The sequence below is a fragment of the Rhizobium sp. L9 genome, from assembly GCF_002531885.1.
Classification (GTDB): Bacteria; Pseudomonadota; Alphaproteobacteria; order Rhizobiales; family Rhizobiaceae; genus Rhizobium.
Genome location: NZ_NWSZ01000009.1, coordinates 41210 through 59841, shown reverse-complemented (window position 1 = coordinate 59841; position 18632 = coordinate 41210). Strand labels below are relative to the sequence as shown.

At 63.3% G+C, this 18632-nt stretch carries 11 protein-coding genes; 8 read left to right on the top strand and 3 right to left on the bottom strand.

Annotation, left to right across the window (positions count from 1 at the left end; genetic code table 11):
- The first annotated feature begins 136 nt into the window (after positions 1-136).
- The 5 genes from CO660_RS11500 to cueR all read left to right on the top strand — a co-directional run bounded on the left by CO660_RS11500 (position 137) and on the right by cueR (position 13436).
- The gene (locus CO660_RS11500) at positions 137-5608 is read left to right on the top strand and encodes an alpha-2-macroglobulin family protein (protein WP_097598784.1); all 5472 of its coding nucleotides are present in this window, start codon (positions 137-139) and stop codon (positions 5606-5608) included.
- Positions 5605-7686 carry a penicillin-binding protein 1C gene (gene pbpC, locus CO660_RS11495; protein ID WP_097598783.1) on the top strand — a complete coding sequence of 694 codons (2082 nt, stop codon included), beginning with the start codon at positions 5605-5607 and terminating at the stop codon, positions 7684-7686. Before CO660_RS11500 ends, pbpC begins: the two co-directional genes overlap by 4 nt.
- Positions 7687-7746: 60 nt before the next feature.
- Positions 7747-10356 carry a malto-oligosyltrehalose synthase gene (gene treY / locus CO660_RS11490; RefSeq protein ID WP_097598782.1) on the top strand — a complete coding sequence of 870 codons (2610 nt, stop codon included), beginning with the start codon at positions 7747-7749 and terminating at the stop codon, positions 10354-10356.
- 161 nt (positions 10357-10517) lie between these two features.
- Entirely contained in the window at positions 10518-13037 is a 2520-nt protein-coding gene (locus CO660_RS11485) for a heavy metal translocating P-type ATPase (RefSeq protein ID WP_097598781.1), read from the top strand.
- Between the two features lie 9 nt (positions 13038-13046).
- On the top strand, positions 13047-13436 hold the full coding sequence (gene cueR / locus CO660_RS11480) for a Cu(I)-responsive transcriptional regulator (protein ID WP_097598780.1): 390 nt from the start codon (positions 13047-13049) through the stop codon (positions 13434-13436).
- Between the two features lie 24 nt (positions 13437-13460).
- Here the strand turns inward: cueR and CO660_RS11475 are convergent, their stop codons facing one another.
- Complete coding sequence (locus CO660_RS11475) at positions 13461-13697, bottom strand: hypothetical protein (RefSeq protein ID WP_245421317.1); 237 nt, start codon at positions 13695-13697, stop codon at positions 13461-13463.
- Between the two features lie 201 nt (positions 13698-13898).
- On the opposite strand from CO660_RS11475, the gene CO660_RS11470 reads away from it, so the two are divergent.
- The 3 genes from CO660_RS11470 to CO660_RS11460 are packed head-to-tail and all read left to right on the top strand — an operon-like array spanning position 13899 to position 15923.
- Entirely contained in the window at positions 13899-14438 is a 540-nt protein-coding gene (locus tag CO660_RS11470; protein WP_097598779.1) for a sigma-70 family RNA polymerase sigma factor, read from the top strand.
- Positions 14425-15192 (top strand): anti-sigma factor, encoded by a 768-nt coding sequence (locus CO660_RS11465; protein ID WP_097598778.1) that lies wholly within the window; start codon positions 14425-14427, stop codon positions 15190-15192. Before CO660_RS11470 ends, CO660_RS11465 begins: the two co-directional genes overlap by 14 nt.
- Before the next feature lie 20 nt (positions 15193-15212).
- Positions 15213-15923 carry a Bax inhibitor-1/YccA family protein gene (locus CO660_RS11460; RefSeq protein ID WP_097598777.1) on the top strand — a complete coding sequence of 237 codons (711 nt, stop codon included), beginning with the start codon at positions 15213-15215 and terminating at the stop codon, positions 15921-15923.
- 122 nt (positions 15924-16045) lie between these two features.
- On the opposite strand, the gene CO660_RS11455 is transcribed toward CO660_RS11460, so the two are convergent.
- Complete coding sequence (locus tag CO660_RS11455) at positions 16046-17179, bottom strand: RHE_PE00001 family protein (RefSeq protein WP_097598776.1); 1134 nt, start codon at positions 17177-17179, stop codon at positions 16046-16048.
- A gap of 156 nt (positions 17180-17335) precedes the next feature.
- Positions 17336-18550, bottom strand: a complete 1215-nt coding sequence (gene repC, locus CO660_RS11450) for a plasmid replication protein RepC (protein ID WP_097598775.1) — start codon at positions 18548-18550, stop codon at positions 17336-17338.
- Between the last annotated feature and the right edge of the window lie 82 nt (positions 18551-18632).

Here is an 18632-nt window from a genome sequence, read left to right as displayed (position 1 = left end):
GACGTTCACTCACGCCGATGTGACAACTAAATGAAAGCGTGTGCTTGAAGGCGAAACAGCGCTCAAGTTGAGTTGACAATCTCGTGAGGAGTGAGGAGAGTGCCGCCGATCTGAGCCAGCATTCCGGGGGGAACCTATGTCCGTGCGCTCGTTCTTTGCTTTCGCCACCATCGCATTTTTTTCCGCGATCGCCGTCGGTCTTCCGGTCGCCGCTGCGGAGACCAAGCGTGATATCCAGACGATCAAGGATGCCGATTTCTTCGGCTTCGATCTTCGCACCGAACAGAACGTCTCGCTCGATCAATGCAAGACCTCCTGCATCGGCGACAAGAGCTGCAAGGCCTTCACCTACAATCCCAAGGTGAAATGGTGCTTCCTGAAGTCCGATTTCAAGACGATGAACGCCTTCCCCGGCGCCGTCGCCGGCAAGATCGTCGAGACATCAACCAATCAGGAGCCGGATCTCGGCGCCGCGCCGCGTCTGAGCTTCCTGAGCAACGACCTCATTCAGCAGGCTCACGACTTCAAGGACAATCTCGCGCTTGCCGACGACCAGCAGGGCCAGGGCGTCGACAGCCTGACGGCCAATGCCCGCATCGATCTCACCGGCAACAATCTGGCCGACGCGCTGAAGTCCTTCCATGGCGCGCTGTCGATCACCCCTGACGACGCCGATCTCTGGCTGGAAACCGCCCGCGCCGCCGCTTCGCTCGGTAGCGCCGAGACCAACACATCAGGCCAGGCCGTGCTCGACGCGCTGAACGGCTACGAGCTGACGCGCACCAAGCCCAAGCGCGCTGAGGCGCTCGCCGTCCTCGCCGACGCCCTGGATCGAAACGCCAATTACCGCGCGGCGCTCAACGCCTACAAGGCGAGTCTGGCGCTGGTTGCCTCCGAGGATGTGCAGGCGGCTTACCTGCAGTTGAAATCGACGCAGGGCTTCCGCATCACCGAACACACGGTCGACGCCGACAGCGCCACGCCGCGGGCCTGCGTCACCTTCTCGGAGGCGCTGATCAAGACCACCGACTACACGCCCTTCGTGACGCTGAACGGCGAGGCGCCAAAGGCGGTCGAAACCAAGGATAAGCAGATCTGCGTCGAGGGCCTGACGCACGGCCAGACCTACAAGATCGCCTTCCGCAACGGCCTGCCGTCATCGGTCGACGAGACGCTCGATGCACCTGTTACGATCGACGTCTATATCAAGGACCGCAGCCAGATGGTGCGCTTCACCGGCGACAGCTTCGTGCTGCCCTCGACGGCGCGCCGCGGCATCCCGATCGTTTCGGTCAACCTGACTTCCGCCAATCTCAAGCTCTACCGTATCGGCGATCGCGCCATCGCGCCGCTCTTGACCAACTCGCAGTTCCTGAGCCAGCTCGACGGCTACAGCGCCCAGAATATCGAGGATCAAAGCGGCGAACTCGTCTGGCAGGGTTCGATCGACATCGCCAACGAGCTCAACAAGGACATCATCACCAGCTTCCCCGTCGACGAGGCGCTGCCCGAGCGCAAGCCCGGCATCTACGTGATGACGGCGACGGCGCCGAATGGACCGACGCAGGAGTGGGATTCGCAGGCGACGCAATGGTTCCTCGTCTCCGACATCGGCGTCACCACCTATGCCGGCACCGACGGGCTCAATGTCTTTACCCGTTCGCTCGCCTCGGCCAAGCCGATATCGGGCGTCGAATTGCAGCTGCTTGCCAAGAACAATGAAGTGCTCGGCACCGCCACCACCGACGAAAACGGCCGCGCCACCTTCACTGCCGGCCTCATCCGCGGCACGGCGGCCCTGACGCCCGCCGTCATCACCGCGAAAAACGGCGCCTCGGACTACGTCTTCCTCGACATGACGCGCGCCGGCTTCGATCTCTCCGACCGCGGCGTCACCGGCCGCGCCTCACCCGGCGCGATCGACGTGCTGACCTTTACCGAACGCGGCATCTACCGCGCCGGCGAAACGGTCCACGCTCAGGCGCTTGCCCGCGACACCGACGGCAACGCCATCGAGAATCTGCCGCTGACTTTCATCTTCAGCCGCCCTGATGGCGTCGAAGACCGCCGGATCGTCAGCCAGACCAGCAATCTCGGCGGTTATTCCGTCGATTTCACCACCCAGGCAAACGCCATGCGCGGCACTTGGACGATGAACATCTACACCGATCCGAAGGGCAGCGCGATCGCCAGCAAAAGTTTCCTCGTCGACGACTTCGTGCCCGATCGCACCGACATGGAGATCAAGACCGAAGCCAAGGAGATCGGCCCGGATACGCCGGCGAACATCACCATCTCAGGCAAGTATCTCTATGGCGCGCCGGCCGTCGGCCTGACGCTCGAGGGCGACGTCGTCGTCAAGCCCACGCGCGAGAGCGCCGCCTATAAGGGCTACCTCTTCGGGCTTGCCGACGAGGAGGCGAACGAGGATTCGCGTCTACCGATCGAAGGACTGCCGGAACTCGACGAAAACGGCGAAGCTTCGACGGACCTCACCGTCGGCGACCTGCCGGCAACGACGCAGCTGCTCAACGCCACCGTCTATATACGCATGCAGGAAGCAGGCGGGCGTGCCATCGAGCGCTCGCTTGTCCTTCCGGTTAAGAACGAGCGCGCCTCCATCGGTATCAAGCCGGAATTTTCCGACGAGTTGCCCGAGAATTCCATCGCCAATTTCACGGTGATTGGCGTCAATGCTAACGGACAGAAGCAGGAGATGAAGGACCTGCGCTGGAAGTTCTACAGCCTCAACCGCGAATACCAATGGTACCGCGAAGGGACGGCCTGGAAATACGAGCCGGTCTATACCGCCGAGCAGGTTTCCAACGGCAGCGTCGAAGCGACGATGGATGGCGGCAAGATTTCCGTGCCGGTAACCTGGGGCCGCTACCGCCTCGAAGTGGAAAGCCCTGATGCCGATGGCCCGACGTCCAGCGCCGAATTCGACGCCGGCTGGTTCGTTGCCTCGACCTCGACCGAAACGCCGGATGGCCTGGAAATCGCCCTCGACAAGGACAGCTACAAGATCGGCGAAACAGCCAAGCTGAAAATCACGTCGCGCTATGGCGGCGAACTGATGGTGACGGCCGGAACCGAAAAGCTCGTCGCCGTAGAGAACGCCACGATCGGCGAGACCGGCGGCGAGATCGACATCCCGGTCACGGCAAACTGGGGCGCCGGCGCCTATGTCACGGCAACGCTCTTCCGCCCTGGCGACGCGCAGGACAGTCACATGCCGATGCGCTCGATCGGCATCAAATGGCTGAAGGTCGATCCCGAACAGCGCGCGCTGCAGGTTAAGCTCGATACGCCGGAAAAGATGCTGCCGCGCGGACCGCTTGACATCGGCCTGCAGGTGACCGGCGCGGGCGCCAACGAGGATGCCTACGTGACGGTTGCCGCCGTCGATGTCGGCATTCTCAATCTGACGCGTTATGAACCGCCGAACCCAGAAGACTGGTATTTCGGCCAGCGTCAGCTCGGCCTCGAGATCCGCGACCTCTATGGCAGGCTGATCGACGGCTCGCTCGGCGCGACCGGCAAGCTCAGGACCGGCGGCGACGGTGGCGCCATTGCGCTGCAGGCAAGCCCGCCGACGCAGAAGCTTGTCGCCTTCTTCTCCGGCCCGGTCAAGCTCGACTCCGAGGGCAAGGCGAAGGTCTCCTTCGACATTCCGCAGTTCAACGGCACAGCGCGCGTCATGGCGATCGCCTGGTCGAAGACGGGCGTCGGCCACGGCGTCAAGGACGTCATCATCCGCGATCCCGTGGTGGTGACGGCGAGCCTGCCGAAATTCCTCGCTCCCGGCGACAAGGCCAATCTGCGCCTCGACATCGCTAATACCGATGCGCCGGCAGGCGACTACAAGCTGCAGCTGACCGGCAACGACGCCATCGGCATCGAGCAGGCTTCCGCCACGCAGACAATCCGCCTCGAAGCCGGGGGGAAATCCGAACTGACGCTTTCGCTCATCGGCAATCAGCCGGGCGCCGGCAGCGTCTTGATCAACCTTTCGGACGCCTCCGGCCTTTCGCTCGACCAGGTCGTCGACGTGCCGGTGCGCCCCTCATCCCTGCCGATCACCCAGCGCAGGGTGCTGGCGCTGAAGCCGGGCGCCAAGCTGACGGTGGACAAGAACCTGTTGGCCGACAGCGTGCTGCCCGGCGCCTCGATCAGCGTCAACGTCACCCGTTCGGCGGCCTTCGACATTCCGGCGCTGCTGATGACGCTCGACCGCTACCCCTTCGGCTGCGCCGAGCAGACCACCAGCCGGGCGCTACCGCTGCTCTACTTCGCCGAAGTGGCGAAACAGGCCGGCATCGAAAATGATGACGACGTTCACAGCAGAGTGCAGGACGCGATCTATCGGGTGCTCTCCTACCAGGCCTCGGCCGGCAGCTTCGGCCTCTGGGGTCCGGATTCCGGCGACGTCTGGCTCGATTCCTACGTCACCGATTTCCTGACGCGGGCCCGCGAAATGAAATATGACGTGCCGGAAAAGGCCTTCGTGCAGGCGCTTGAAAACCTGCAGAACACGCTCTCCTACACCACCGACATCAAGGGCCAGGGCGACCAGATCGCCTATGCCATCTATGTTCTCGCCCGCAACAAGAAGGCCGCGATCAGCGATCTGCGTTATTATGCCGACACGATGATCAACGACTTCCCGACGCCGCTTGCCAAGGCGCATATCGCCGCCGCACTGGCGCTTTATGGCGACGCCCAGCGTTCGAAGAATATTTTCATCGACGCGCTGCAGATGTCGCAGCAATCGATGGTGTCGCGCGTCAACCTGTCACGCACCGATTACGGCACGATCCTGCGCGACGGTGCGGCGATCCTGGCGCTCGCCGCCGAAAGCCGGCCGGTACCGCCTGTCATCCCGGATCTCGCCAAGGCCGTTGCCAAGGAATGGGGCCGCAGCAAATATAAGAGCACCCAGGAAGAGGCCTGGATGCTGCTTGCCGCGCGCGCCCTCCAGGGCGGTGATGACGGTCTGAAGATCGATGTCAATGGCGCCGCCCACAGCGGCGCCTATATGGCACGCATGACCGGCGATGCGCTCGCCGATCATCCGCTGACGCTGACCAACCAAACGAACGACTCCGTCTCCGCTGTCGTCACCACAGTCGCCGCCCCCACCGTGCCGCTGCCGGCCGGCGGCGACGGCTTCCTCATCGAGCGCAGCTATTACACGCTCGACGGCGAGGGGGCCAATATCAGCGAGGCGAAGCAGAACGAGCGCTACGTGGTCGTAATCCACGTGCGCGAGACCAATGACTGGCAATCGCGCATCGTCATCACCGACCTTCTGCCGGCCGGCTTCGAGATCGACAATCCGAATCTCGTCGACAGCGCCCAGATGACGAATCTCGACTGGATCGGCGAAATATCAGCCGCCCATACCGAGTTCCGTTATGACCGCTTTGTCGCCGCCTTCAACCGCGCGCCGGGCGACGAGCGTGAATTCAACGTCGCCTATGTCGTGCGCGCCGTCACCCCCGGCACCTACGACCACCCGGCGGCAAGCGTCGAGGACATGTACCGGCCGGAGCTTTCGGCCCGCACGGCGACCGGCAAGATGGAGGTCGTAGCAGCGCAAAAATGAGGCTGTGGCACAAGCTCGCGATCGGCTCCGCCGCCGGCATCCTTCTTGCCGTCGGGGCTCTCCTCGTGCTCGACGCCGCCGACCGCGCCTTTCCGCCGCCGCTCGACAAGGCGGCTGTGGTTTCACCCGAGGTGCTGGATGCCGATGGGCAGCTGTTGCGCGCTTTCGCGACGCCGGAGGGCCGTTGGCGGCTGAAGACTGTGGTCGCCGACGTCGATCCGCAATTTCTGCGCATGCTTGTTGCCTATGAGGATCAGCGTTTCTACGATCACCGCGGCATCGATATCTGGGCGCTCGGGCGCGCCAGCCTGCAGTTCGTCCGCAACGGCCACATCGTCTCCGGCGCCTCGACGCTTTCGATGCAGGTGGCCCGGCTAATCGAGCCGCGCGCCGAACGCTCGTTTTCAGCAAAGCTTCTGCAGCTCGCACGCGCCGTGCAGATCGAACGGCGGCTGTCGAAGGAAGAGATCCTCGACCTCTATCTGACGCATGCGCCCTATGGCGGCAACCTCGAGGGCGTGCGCGCCGCAAGCCTTGCCTATTTCGGCAAGGAGCCGCGCCGCCTGACAGTGGCCGAGGCGGCGCTGCTCGTCGCCCTGCCGCAATTGCCGGAACGGCGGCGGCCGGACCGCAATCTCGAGGCGGCACAGGAGGCGCGCAAGCGCGTGCTCGACCGCGTCGCAGTGGCCGAGGCCATCGGCGACGGCGAGGCGGAACGGGCCGAAGCTGTCGCCATTCCATCGCGGCGCCTGCAACTGCCTGCCCTTGCCGCCCATGTCGGCGAAGCCGCATTGCGCAAGGAGCCTCTGGTCCTCAAGCATCGGACGACGTTGAAGAAGCAGGTGCAGCAGGGGCTGGAATCCGTCGCGCGCGCCGCGACGACGAAACTCGGCCCGAAGCTTTCGCTCGCCATGGTAATGGCGGATGCGCAGACCGGTGCGATCGTCGGCGAGGTCGGCTCTGCCGATTATTTTGACGCCAGCCGCTCCGGCTGGATCGACATGACCCGCGTCAACCGTTCGCCCGGCTCGACGCTGAAGCCTTTCATCTACGGGCTCGCCTTCGAGCAGGGCCTCGTTTCCCAGGAGACGATCATCGAAGACCGGCCCGCCGATTTCTTCGGCTACCGGCCGCGCAATTTCGACATGAGTTATCAGGGCGATGTCACCGTGCGCGAGGCCTTGCAGCTCTCCTTGAACGTGCCGGCCGTCAAGCTGCTCGACGCCGTCGGGCCGTCGCGGCTGCTGGTGCGCTTCCGCCGCGCCGAGGTGCGCCCGGCCCTGCCGTCGAACGAGACACCCGGACTGGCGATCGGTCTCGGCGGCGTCGGCCTCACGCTGAAAGATCTGGTGCAGCTTTATACGGCGCTCGCCAACCGCGGCCAGCCGGCACGGCTCGGCGACGGTGTTACCGGCACACCGGCCAAAATCGACGGCGAACCGCTGCTGGAGCCGATCGCCGTCTGGAACGTCGCCGATATTCTCTCGGGCGTCATTCCTCCCGCCGGCGCGCCGCAGCGCGGCATCGCCTACAAGACCGGCACGAGCTACGGCTATCGCGACGCCTGGTCGGTCGGCTATGACGGCCGGTATGTGCTCGGCGTCTGGGTCGGACGGCCTGATAACAGCGCCGTGCCCGGTCTGACCGGCTATGGCACCGCCGCGCCGATCCTGTTCGAGGCTTTCGCCAAATCCGGCATCGCCACCACGCCCCTGCCCCGCCCGCCGGCAGGCGCCGTGCGCATCGCCCAGGCCGAGCTGCCGATTAGCCAGCGGCGTTTTGCGCTGAATGCCAGCGGCCTGCTCGTCGCTTCCGGCCGCGAGCCCGCGCCGCAGATCGTCTATCCGCCCGAGGGCGCCCATATCGATCTCGGCGCGAAGGGGGGCGATCTGTCGCCGCTGCTGTTGAAGCTGCAGGGCGGCCGTGCGCCCTTCCGGTGGCTTGCCAACGGCAAGCCCTTACCCGATCTCTCGCGCCGTCGCACCCAGCAATGGCTGCCCGACGGCGGCGGCTATTCGAAACTGACCGTCATCGATTCAGCCGGACGCGCCGCAAGTGTCGGCGTTTTCATCGACTGAAGGAACCAAATTAGTCCGACAACCGTTGGAAAAGGTCTCCCTCCAACGTCAGACGGCCTCATGACTCTTCCGACGGCGACCTACCGGATACAGTTCCGCAACGGCATGACTTTCGATCGTGCCTGCGACCTCGTTCCCTATCTCAAGACGCTCGGCATCAGCCATCTCTATGCCTCACCGATCTTCACCGCCGTCAGCGGCTCGACTCACGGCTATGACGTCATCGACGCCAATGAGATCGATCCGGCACTTGGCGGCCGCGCGGGGTTCGACCGGCTGACGGAGCGCCTCGCCTCGGCGGGCATGGGATTGGTTCTCGACATCGTTCCGAACCATATGGCCGCTTCGCCTGATAACGCCTGGTGGCGGGACGTGCTGACCTTCGGCCCGCAGAGCGCCTATGCCAGCCATTTCGACATCGACTGGAGCGAGCCGCTGACCCTGCCGCAACTCGGCCAGGATTTCGAAGAGGCGCTGGCTTCAGGCGAACTGCGCCTCGTGCTCGACGAGATGCACGGCAACTTCGCCTTGGCCTATTTTCAGACGCTATTGCCGGTCAAACCCGGCAGCTACGGCGCGGTCGCAAGTCGGCTCGACAATCCGGTCGCAACCCGAATGGCCGAGGCCGCGGCCGTGACGTCAGGCGAGGACTTCGCCCGCGCTCTGCGCGACATCCTCTTCGAGGGCGGCGATCAGGCAGTCCTTCGGGAGAAACTCGAGGATGTCTCGTCCGATCGCGATTTCGTGAGAAGCCTGCACGACGAGCAGCATTGGCGGCTGATGCATTGGAAGGAAGCGGCGCGGCATCTGAGTTACCGCCGCTTTTTCGAGGTGACCGGACTGGTCGGGATCCGCGTCGAGGATCCCTTGGTGTTCGAAGACATGCATCGGCTGGTGCTCGAACTCGTGCGCCATGGCAAGGTGCAGGGCCTGCGCATCGACCATGTTGACGGGCTTGCCGAACCCAAGGCCTATCTCGACAGGCTGAGGGCAGCTGTCGGGGCCGACACCTACATTGTCGTCGAAAAGATCCTCGGGGCGGGTGAGGTCCTGCCGGAGAGCTGGCCGGTCGCCGGCACCACCGGATATGAATTCATCGCCGCCCTCGGCGAGCTCTTCATCGACGCCGGCGGCCTGCGGATATTGGACGATGCCTATCGCGGCCTCGCCGGCGAGGCGGGCGATTTCGAGGAAGGGCGGCGGCTAGCCAAGCGACAGATGGTCGAGCGCAATTTTGCCGGCGAGACCGGCAGGCTGGTCGCGATGGCAGCGGGCATCTTTCCCGAGGTAAACCGGGAAGAGATCGCCACCGCCGTGCGCGAGCTGCTGATCGCATTCCCCGTCTACCGCACCTATGGCGACGGCGGTCCGCTGAGCTGGCAGGATTCGTCCGTCCTTGCCGCGACCGCATCGCAGGTCATGCCGCTTCTCGACGACCGGCGCGCGCTCGATCACGTGCTGAAGCTTCTGGAAGGCAAGATCGAAGGTCCTGTGGCCCACGAATTCCGGATCCGTTTCCAGCAGCTGAGCGGGCCTGTCATGGCGAAGGCGACAGAGGATACGCTGTTCTACCGCTATAACAGGCTGCTTGCCGGAAACGAGGTCGGCGGCGAACCCGGAAAGGCACCCGAGGGGCCGGACGGATTCCATCGTCGCATGGCCGAGCGGGCGCGGCTGCAGCCGCACGGGCTTTCGGCAAGCTCCACTCACGACACCAAACGCGGCGAGGATGCACGCGCGCGGCTCTATGTCTTGAGCGAGGGCGCGGACGTTTTTGCCCAGGCGGTGGAGCGTTGGCGTGACATGAACCTGTCCTGGCTGAAGGATCTGCCGGGTGGTGCGGCGCCGGAACCGAATACCGAATGGATGCTGTATCAGGCGCTCGCCGGCGTCTGGCCGGAGGAATTCGACAGAGCACAAAGGGAAGACCTTCGCGCGCGCTTCACCGACTACGCGGTCAAGGCAGTGCGCGAGGCGAAATTGCGAAGCGACTGGACCGAACAGGATGACGCTTACGAGGAGGCGATCACCGCCTATGCGGCGGCGCTGGTGTCGCCGGACAATGACGCCTTTCTGGAAGATTTCGAACGAGTGCTGCAGCCCTTCATTGCGGCGGGGTACGTGAACAGCCTTTCGCAGACGCTGCTCAAGCTGACCGCGCCGGGAATTCCCGACATCTACCAAGGCGCGGAAGGCTTCGATTTCAGTCTTGTCGATCCCGACAATCGCCGGCCGGTCGATCATGCACAGCTAGCAGCCTGGCTTGATGAAGCCGGACCGATCGCCAAGCTTCAGGCGGCGGCCTTGAAGCAGCGCATCATCGCAATCGGCCTGCAGCTGCGCCAGCGGCACCCGGTTCTCTTTGCCCGGGGTGACTATCTGCCGTTGAAGACGACAGGCAGCCGCCGTGATCATGTGCTGGCCTTTGCCCGCGTGCACAACAGCGAATTCGCGATCACCGTCGCCCCGCGGCTGATGTTCGGGTGGCTCGATCCCGGCGTGCTTTTTGCCGGCCCGGAGTTCTGGGAAGATACGGCGATCGCGGTCCCCTCCCCTCTTCATGGGTTGAAGGCGGATCTCGTGACCGGAAAAACGATCGAGCCGGGAGGCAGCATTTCGGTGGCCGCACTGCTCGGGAGCCAGCCGCTCGGTCTGATCAGCCCGATTTGAGGATTGGGCGGGACCTGAGAAATCGGCAATGCCACCACAGCGACACGCGAAGCGGCAGTTTTCGATAAAATCGACGTCGTCGTTACATTTAGTGCTTGACCTTCCAGTTGGTGGAAGGTGGATAAGCCTCTCCAACTGCCCTTCGGGCATAGGAGATAGTCATGGATACCAAGCACGACCACCGTCACCACAGCCACGGCGACGGTCACTGCCATTGCGGCCATGATCATCAGGAGAAGGCGACCGAAGTGGTCATCCGCGATCCCGTCTGCGGCATGACGGGCGATCCGCAAGCCGGCAAACCCTCGTTCGACCACATGGGTCGTGTCTATCATTTCTGCTCCGAGAGTTGCCGGACGAAGTTTGCGGCTCAGCCGCAGGATTATCTGACGGCGAAGGATCCCGTCTGCGGCATGACCGTTGATCGTTCGACGGCAAAATACTTCGTCAAATTCGAGGGCGATAAATTCTACTTCTGCTCGGCCGCTTGCCAAACCAAATTCGAGGCCGACCCGTCGGCCTATCGCGACGGCGCCCGTCCGGCGGCAAAGCCGGCACCGAAGGGTACGCTCTATACCTGCCCGATGCATCCGGAAGTCGTCAGCGACCGGCCCGGTGACTGCCCGAAATGCGGCATGGCGCTGGAGCCGATGGGCATTCCTCCGGCCGATGAAGGACCGAATCCGGAGCTTGTCGACTTCATCAGGCGGCTTTGGGTCAGCGCCGGTCTTGCCCTGCCGCTGCTGGCGCTCGGCATGGGGCCGATGCTCGGCCTGCCGCTTCGCGAAGCGATCGGCGAACCACGGGCAACCTATATTGAGCTAGCCCTCGTAACGCCGGTCGTGCTGTGGGCCGCCCTGCCCTTTTTCCGCCGCGCATGGGCCTCTCTCGTCAATCGCAGCCCGAACATGTGGACGCTGATCGGCCTCGGCGTCGGCACCGCCTATTTCTACAGCGTCGTCGCCACACTTGTCCCCGGAATTTTCCCGATGAGCTTTCGCGGCCATAGCGCCACCGTGCCTGTCTATTTCGAAGCGGCCGCCGTCATCGTCGCCCTGGTCTTCGTCGGCCAGGTGCTGGAATTGAAGGCACGCGAGCGGACCGGCTCGGCGATCCGCGCGCTGCTCGATCTCGCGCCGAAGACGGCGCGGCGCATTGATGCCGATGGCAGTGAGACGGACGTGCCGGTAGAGGAGATCCAGACCGGCGACCGGCTGCGCGTGCGCCCCGGCGAGCGCGTACCGGTGGACGGTTCCGTCCTGGAGGGCCAGTCGACGGTCGACGAATCGATGATATCGGGCGAGCCCCTGCCCGTCGAGAAGACGACGGGCGACGGGCTGACCGGCGGCACGATCAACAAGAACGGCTCTCTCGTCATGTCGGCCGAGAAAGTCGGCGCAGACACGGTGCTGTCTCGTATCGTCGACATGGTCGCCAAGGCGCAGCGTTCGCGGGCGCCGATTCAGGGCGCGGTCGACCGGGTGTCGGCCTTCTTCGTGCCCGCCGTCGTCGCCGTCGCCATGCTTGCCTTCGTCGTCTGGGCAGCGATCGGGCCGGAGCCGAGTCTGGCAAACGCGCTGCTTGCCGCCGTCGCCGTTCTGATCATCGCCTGCCCCTGTGCGCTCGGCCTTGCGACGCCGATGTCGATCATGATCGCGACCGGGCGCGGCGCTGGCGAAGGCGTGCTGATCAAGGACGCCGAAGCGCTGGAGCGCTTTTCCAAAGTCGACACGCTGATTGTCGACAAGACCGGCACGCTGACCGAAGGCAAGCCCGTGCTCACCGACATCGTCGCCGCAGGCGGCGTCGAGGCGAACCGGCTGCTGTCGCTGGCCGCAAGCCTTGAGCGCGGCTCGGAGCATCCGCTGGCCGAGGCGATCGTTGCCGGCGCCGAAGAGCGCGGTGCCGCCTTCGTGGAGGTGAGCGGGTTCGAGGCGAAGACCGGCAAGGGGGTCCAAGGCATGGCCGACGGTACAAAGGTGGCACTCGGTAATGCGGCGCTGCTCACCGATCTCGGCGTCGATCCGTCGGCGCTATCGGAGAAGACCGAAGCCCTGCGCGGCGATGGCAAGACGGTGATGTTCGTGACCCTCGACGGCAAGCTCGCCGGTCTCGTCGCCGTCGCCGACCGGATCAAGCCGACGACATCAGCTGCCATCAAGGCGCTGCACGACAGCGGGCTAAAGATCATCATGGCGACCGGCGACAACGAGCGCACGGCGCGGGCAGTCGCGAAAAGTCTCGGCATCGACGAGGTCCGCGCCGACGTGCTGCCGGAAGGCAAGAAAGCGCTGATCGAGGAACTGCGCGCCAAGGGCGCGGTGATCGCCATGGCAGGCGACGGCGTCAACGACGCCCCGGCTCTTGCGACAGCCGATGTCGGCATCGCCATGGGCACCGGCGCCGATGTTGCAATGGAAAGCGCAGGCATTACCTTGGTCAAAGGCGATCTCAATGGAATCGTCAGGGCGCGGCGGCTGGCGGAGGCGACGATGCGCAATATCCGCCAGAATCTCGGCTTCGCCTTCGGCTATAACGCGCTCGGCGTTCCGGTCGCTGCCGGGATCCTCTATCCCGTTTTCGGCTTGCTGCTCTCGCCGATGATCGCGGCGGCGGCGATGAGCCTCTCGTCCGTATCGGTGATCGCTAATGCGCTGAGACTGCGCTTTGCAAAATTATAGGAGACGGCCATGAACATCGGCGAAGCATCTGAGCGGTCCGGCCTGCCTTCGAAGACCATCCGCTACTACGAGGATATTGGCCTGATCCGCCCCGAAAGGGGCGGAAACGGCTATCGCGACTATACTGCGGCCGATGTTCACAAGCTGCGCTTCCTGCAGCGTTCGCGCGGCCTCGGCTTTTCCGTCGAGGAATGCCGGCAGTTGCTGGCGCTTTATGAGGACAGAGCCCGGGCGAGCGCCGATGTCAGGGACATTGCCGAGACGAAACTCGGAGAAATCGACCGCAAGATCCGCGAGCTGACGGAACTTCGCCGCACCCTCGAGCACCTCGTGCATGCCTGCCATGGCAACGACCGACCGGATTGCCCGATTCTCGAAGAGCTCTCGGACGGTCGCTGACCATCCTGGGAAAGCCGGAAGGCTCTAGCTCACCGTCTGGAACGGCGCCAGTTCGGCGGGCTCATCGTCGCCGTCGTCAAACGCGCCCTCATCGAGGCGGTGCTTGATCGCAAGCGCGTAAATCACGTCGAGAATATTGCGGTCTTTGAGATGAGGATCGGTCAGAGCGAGAAGCGAAGCTCTGACGATCTTCTTGCTGGTGGCTTTCGGGCATCGCGCCTTGACGAAATCATAGAGTGCCTCACCCGTTAGCCCTTCCATGGCGCCGTCCACGAGAGCTTCGTAGACCCGCTTCTTTTCCTACATCCTATATCGTCCCTGCAAATCAGCGGGGTGATGATCTGTCATGTAATTGTCATAAACAATCGCCGATTTAAGGGCATGCGCTGACGGGTGGTATTTCCCCGCATCATTTTTTATGCCGCCGGGAATAAAATCCGCAGCGGTTGCGTATACTCAAGCATGGAACGCAAAGACCGCCCCTTCGATGTCATCGGACAGCTTGCAGCGCTGCGGCGCTATGCGCGCTCCCTGGTGCGCAACTCGGATGAGGCGGAGGATCTGGTGCATGATGCTCTGGTGCGCGCCTTAGAGAAGAGAAAAAGCTTCCGAAGCGGTGGCAATCTGCGCACCTGGCTGCTTTCCATCCTGCACAATGTCCATATCGATCGTCTTCGCCGGAACCGGTCGCTGACGCGTCGCCACGACGAAGCGGCTGTCGAAGGCGAGCAGTCGTTGCCGGCCGGCCAGGAACATGCGGTGCGCCTGCAGCAGGTGCGCGACGCCTTCTTCGACCTGCCGGAGGAACAGCGCGAGGCGCTGCATCTCGTTGCCATCGAAGACCTTTCCTATCAGGAAGCCGCCAATGCGCTCGGTATTCCGATCGGCACCCTGATGTCGCGCATCTCCCGTGCCCGGGCGCAACTGCGCGAATTCGAGGAGAAGACGCCGCGCGTTTCGCATCTCAAATTAATCGGAGGGAGCGGCAATGAAAGCAGTTGATCCGATCATCGATGCCGATCTCGATGCCTATGTGGATGGCGAGCTCGATGTCGCCCGCCGTATTCAGGTCGAGTCCTATCTCTCGGAGAATCCGGCGATTGCCGCCAAGGTCATGGCCGATCTCAGCATGAAAGGTGAGCTGCGCTTGGCGCTTGCCGGCGAAAATGCCTTCGGCCGTCCTGAGACCCGCGATGCCGCCCGCCGGCTGGAGCGCGGCCTTTCCTATGGCCGTATCCTTCATTCCATGCAGCGCATCGCCGCCGTCGGCATTCTGGTCACCGCCGGCTGGGTGGCGCATAATTCCTTCGGCGCTTTTTCGGCGACCGAGGTGGCGGCTTCCGTTCCGGCGCCTGCTTATGTCGAGGATGCCGTCCGCGCCTATCAGACCGCGGCCCTTCGCGCCTCGATGCCTTCGCAGACCCCGACCAGCTATAGCGCCGAGGACATCCGCGCCGCCACCGCGATCGTCATGCCTGAGTTGCCGAAAGACTGGAAGATCGCCGACGTGCAGATATTCCCGTCCGAATTCGGACCGAGCGTCGAGATGGCGATCACGGTGGCCGATGGAAAACGGCTGTCGCTTTTCGCCGTCCGGCCGGGAGCCTTCGAGGTCCGGCAGGTGAGCCATCTCGCACTCGAAAAAGCAGAAGCCGCCTATTGGCAGATCGGCGACGTCGCCTATGCGCTGATCGCCGACGATAGCGGCCTCAATCTCGATCAGGCGGCCGAACGGCTCGCCCGCTCGCTCTACTAGTTCAAACCGAGGAGATCAGCATGAACCCGATCAATCCCCGCTATGGAGCCGTCGCCGGCTCACAGGCCCTTTTCGACGAGGGTCTGCGTCAGCATATGCTGCGCGTCTACAACTATATGGGCCTTGGCCTCGTCATCACCGGCATCGTTGCCTTCATCGTCGGCTCGACGCCGGCGCTTTATGTCCCGATCTTCGGCTCACCGCTGAAGTGGGTGGTGATGCTCGCGCCCCTCGCCTTCGTCTTCTTCTTCTCCTTCCGCATCCAGACGATGTCGGCGAGCACCGCTCAGATCACCTTCTGGGCCTTCTGCGCCGTGATGGGCCTGTCGCTTGCCTCCGTCTTCCTGGTCTTCACCAAGACGAGCATCGCCCAGACCTTCTTCATCACCGCGGCCATGTTCGGCTCCACCAGCCTTTACGGCTACACCACCAAGCGTGACCTCTCGAAGATGGGCTCGTTCCTGATGATGGGTCTCTTCGGCATCATCATCGCCGCCATCGTCAACATCTTCCTGGGTTCGAGCGCGCTGCAGTTTGCCATCTCGGTGATCGGCATCGTCGTCTTCGTCGGCCTGACCGCCTACGACACGCAGAACATCAAGGAACAATATTCGGAAAATTACGATCAGGAATCGAACCAGAAGCTTGCCGTTTTCGGTGCGCTCTCGCTCTACCTGAACTTCGTCAACATCTTCCAGCTTCTGCTCAACTTCACCGGCGAGCGGGAATAGGACCGCGCTTCTGGGGGCAATGGAAGCGCAAGAGCGTCCGGTCTGCAATCTGTGACAGGATGGCAGACCGGGCGCTCACTCCCAAAGGTACGGCCGGAGGTCCACCCGGCCGGTTTTTTATTTCAGATGATGCCCCAGGCGCGATAGCGGCCGCGGCCGGTGATTTCACGAATGCCGATCTCGTTGACGAGGTTCAGCGCGCCGCGCGGTGTGATGCGCAGCTGACGGGCGATCATCGCTGCCGACACCATCGGCCGCGACAGGATGAAATCGGCAAGCTCCGGCAGGCTGCTGTTCGAGCGACGGCCGCGAAAGCGCAGCTCCATTTGCGTGCGGGCCAGCGATAACCGGTCGATTTCCTTGAGGCCGGCCGCCGCAGCCAGCTGCATCGCTTCGACAAAAGCTTGCAGCCGCGTCACCCGGTCACGGGCCCGACGCCGCTCGTGGCGCACCAATTTCAGCCCGCCGTAAAAGGAAAAGAGATGCGAAGCGACCTTGCCGCGGGCGCGCAGGTAGCTTTCGACCAGAAGCCCGCCGAGCCAATGCTGACGCCGCAACGGCTCGATCCTGTCCCAGGCTTCGAACAGGATCACGGCGCCTAGAACCGGCGGCAGGTTGTCGGCCAGGGGCAGCACGCACCGCCACTCCGAAAGCCGCTGCTCCTCATCCCATTCCTCGTCGCCAAGCAGGCCGAGAGGGTCATCGTTGCGCTTGGCCGGTGATACTGCGGCCGCCTCGCCGGGCGGCGCTTTGCCCGTATGGATGTCGATGAGCTTCTGCGAGCGGGCAAGAATGGCATCGATCTCGGCCATTTCGGCGGCGAGCGGCGCGTCTTCATCCTCGCCCTCATCGTCGGCCTCGACCGCAGCCGCCCGGCTCTTGGCTTCCTGAGTGAGGCCCTCCCCTTCCCCTGTGGTCGCTGTCAGCGTTGCCAGCCCCGAGGCGCCGAGAGCCCAGGACGGTTCGCCGGTCCATATGCGCCGACGCGTCCGCAGCACCGAATGGGCGATCGTCAGCTCGTGGCTAGGAGCGCGGCTATCCATATGCGCGTCGTGCAGAACGAGATCCTCGACATGAACGAGCTCGCCGGCGACCCATAACGCACCTGCGGCATCGAAAAAGTGACTGCGTTCAGCAAATCCCTCACCAACCGACGAACGCAACACCCGCTCGTCCAGTCGCGCCACCGCATCCTCCGCCGCGGCAAGCAATGGAAGCAGGGTTTGAAGCATTACACCGTCGATATCATAGCGCATTGTTAAGCTTTATGGTTTTTCACAAATGGAAGCAAAATAGCCATTTCCTTCCGCCATCTATGACATGGTTAACGGTTTATTTCAACAGGAAGCGAAGAAGATCGCCGATCCACAATCCCTTTAACCTCTGCAACTGACGCGAAGCTTTTGGGGCGGTCATCCGGTTTTTCTCGCCATCGGACCATTGGCCCGCATCAACGCCATCAGCATCGGACCGAGCGAGAATTCACCGCGCTCCGCCCGTCGCGTCAGATCGCGCAGATAGCCGCCCGCCGAATTGATATGGCCGCCGCGTTCGAGAATGCAGGCGATTACCGTGGCAGCATTTTCCGGCCCCATGACATCGCAGGCCTGCTGGTAGGCGCTGGGACTGACGCCGAGGGTGGAACGGACGACGACGGCGGCGACCATCAAATCCCGCCAACTGCCGATCCCGCCACCCGGCCCGTAGGCAACAATCTCAGGGCAGGCCTGCAGCACCATGGCAAGGGGGAAGGATTTCGGTGGCTCCCGCCACGGCCGCGGTTCTTCCTCCGGCTTTGCGCCCTGCTTCGTTTCGAAGCTTGGTTCAAGTTCAGATGTGGGGTGTGGGTTTGAATTATGTATGTGCCGACCGTTTTGGCTGTCATTGGCGTCTGTTTTTTTTGCTTTTGTCTTCGATTCCAGCGTCTTGACGATCAGTTCGCGGAAAGCTTCGAGATCGGTCAGCAGACTCCGGATCTCCGCGGTCGATGGGCGGCGGGGCAGGCTTGCCGAGAGGCGATTGAAATGCTGCTGCATCTCGATCCATTCGCCGGCAATTTCCTCTTCCAGCGCGATCTCGATGAGCTTGGCGATATCACGCCGGCAAAGGCTCAGCCGTTCCCTCAGACGCTTCCATTCAAGCTTGTCGGCAAGCACCTGCGCCGCCTGGGCTTCGATCTCGCGAGCGCGCACGAGGAGTGGCGCCAGGCTGAAGCCGAAGGCTTCCCCAAGCCCGCCCTCGCCGTTGCGGCGGGCAAAACGTTTTCCGTTCGGACTGTCGCGCCGGATGATCAGGCCTGCCTCCACCAGCATCGCCAGATTTCGCCGCAGCGTCGTTCCGGCCATGCCATGGGTGCGCAGCGACAACTGCTCATTCGACGGAAAGACGACGAAACCGTTGGCCTCGGCAATCTCGTTCTTCGGATAGAAGGTCAACAGCGCGTTGAGAACGGCAAGCGCACGGTCGGACACGCCGATCATGCTCTTTGCTTCGCAGAGCGCGCGAAAGATCTTCCATTTGTCGACCGATGCGTCCGCATCGATCCTGCTGGCGCTTTCCTGACTTGCCAGCATGCCAAGCGTCATCGATCGCCGCCCGAAGGGCGTCGATACATATTGAGGCTCCATGTCCCTCACCTTTTTTCAAGGCAAAAGAAATCTACCACCCAAAAGGATGCCGAAGATGCTTGACACTGATTCGAGGAAGTGC

What these genes read in the sequence shown, in the direction of transcription:
- CO660_RS11465 (WP_097598778.1), top strand. Translation starts at nt 14,425, where the DNA reads ATGAAAGCAGTTGATCCGATCATCGATGCCGATCTCGATGCCTATGTG.
- CO660_RS11470 (WP_097598779.1), top strand. Translation starts at nt 13,899, where the DNA reads ATGGAACGCAAAGACCGCCCCTTCGATGTCATCGGACAGCTTGCAGCG.
- CO660_RS11485 (WP_097598781.1), top strand. Translation starts at nt 10,518, where the DNA reads ATGGATACCAAGCACGACCACCGTCACCACAGCCACGGCGACGGTCAC.
- repC (WP_097598775.1), bottom strand. Translation starts at nt 18,550, where the DNA reads ATGGAGCCTCAATATGTATCGACGCCCTTCGGGCGGCGATCGATGACG.
- pbpC (WP_097598783.1), top strand. Translation starts at nt 5,605, where the DNA reads ATGAGGCTGTGGCACAAGCTCGCGATCGGCTCCGCCGCCGGCATCCTT.
- treY (WP_097598782.1), top strand. Translation starts at nt 7,747, where the DNA reads ATGACTCTTCCGACGGCGACCTACCGGATACAGTTCCGCAACGGCATG.
- CO660_RS11455 (WP_097598776.1), bottom strand. Translation starts at nt 17,179, where the DNA reads ATGCGCTATGATATCGACGGTGTAATGCTTCAAACCCTGCTTCCATTG.
- CO660_RS11475 (WP_245421317.1), bottom strand. Translation starts at nt 13,697, where the DNA reads ATGGAAGGGCTAACGGGTGAGGCACTCTATGATTTCGTCAAGGCGCGA.
- CO660_RS11460 (WP_097598777.1), top strand. Translation starts at nt 15,213, where the DNA reads ATGAACCCGATCAATCCCCGCTATGGAGCCGTCGCCGGCTCACAGGCC.
- CO660_RS11500 (WP_097598784.1), top strand. Translation starts at nt 137, where the DNA reads ATGTCCGTGCGCTCGTTCTTTGCTTTCGCCACCATCGCATTTTTTTCC.
- cueR (WP_097598780.1), top strand. Translation starts at nt 13,047, where the DNA reads ATGAACATCGGCGAAGCATCTGAGCGGTCCGGCCTGCCTTCGAAGACC.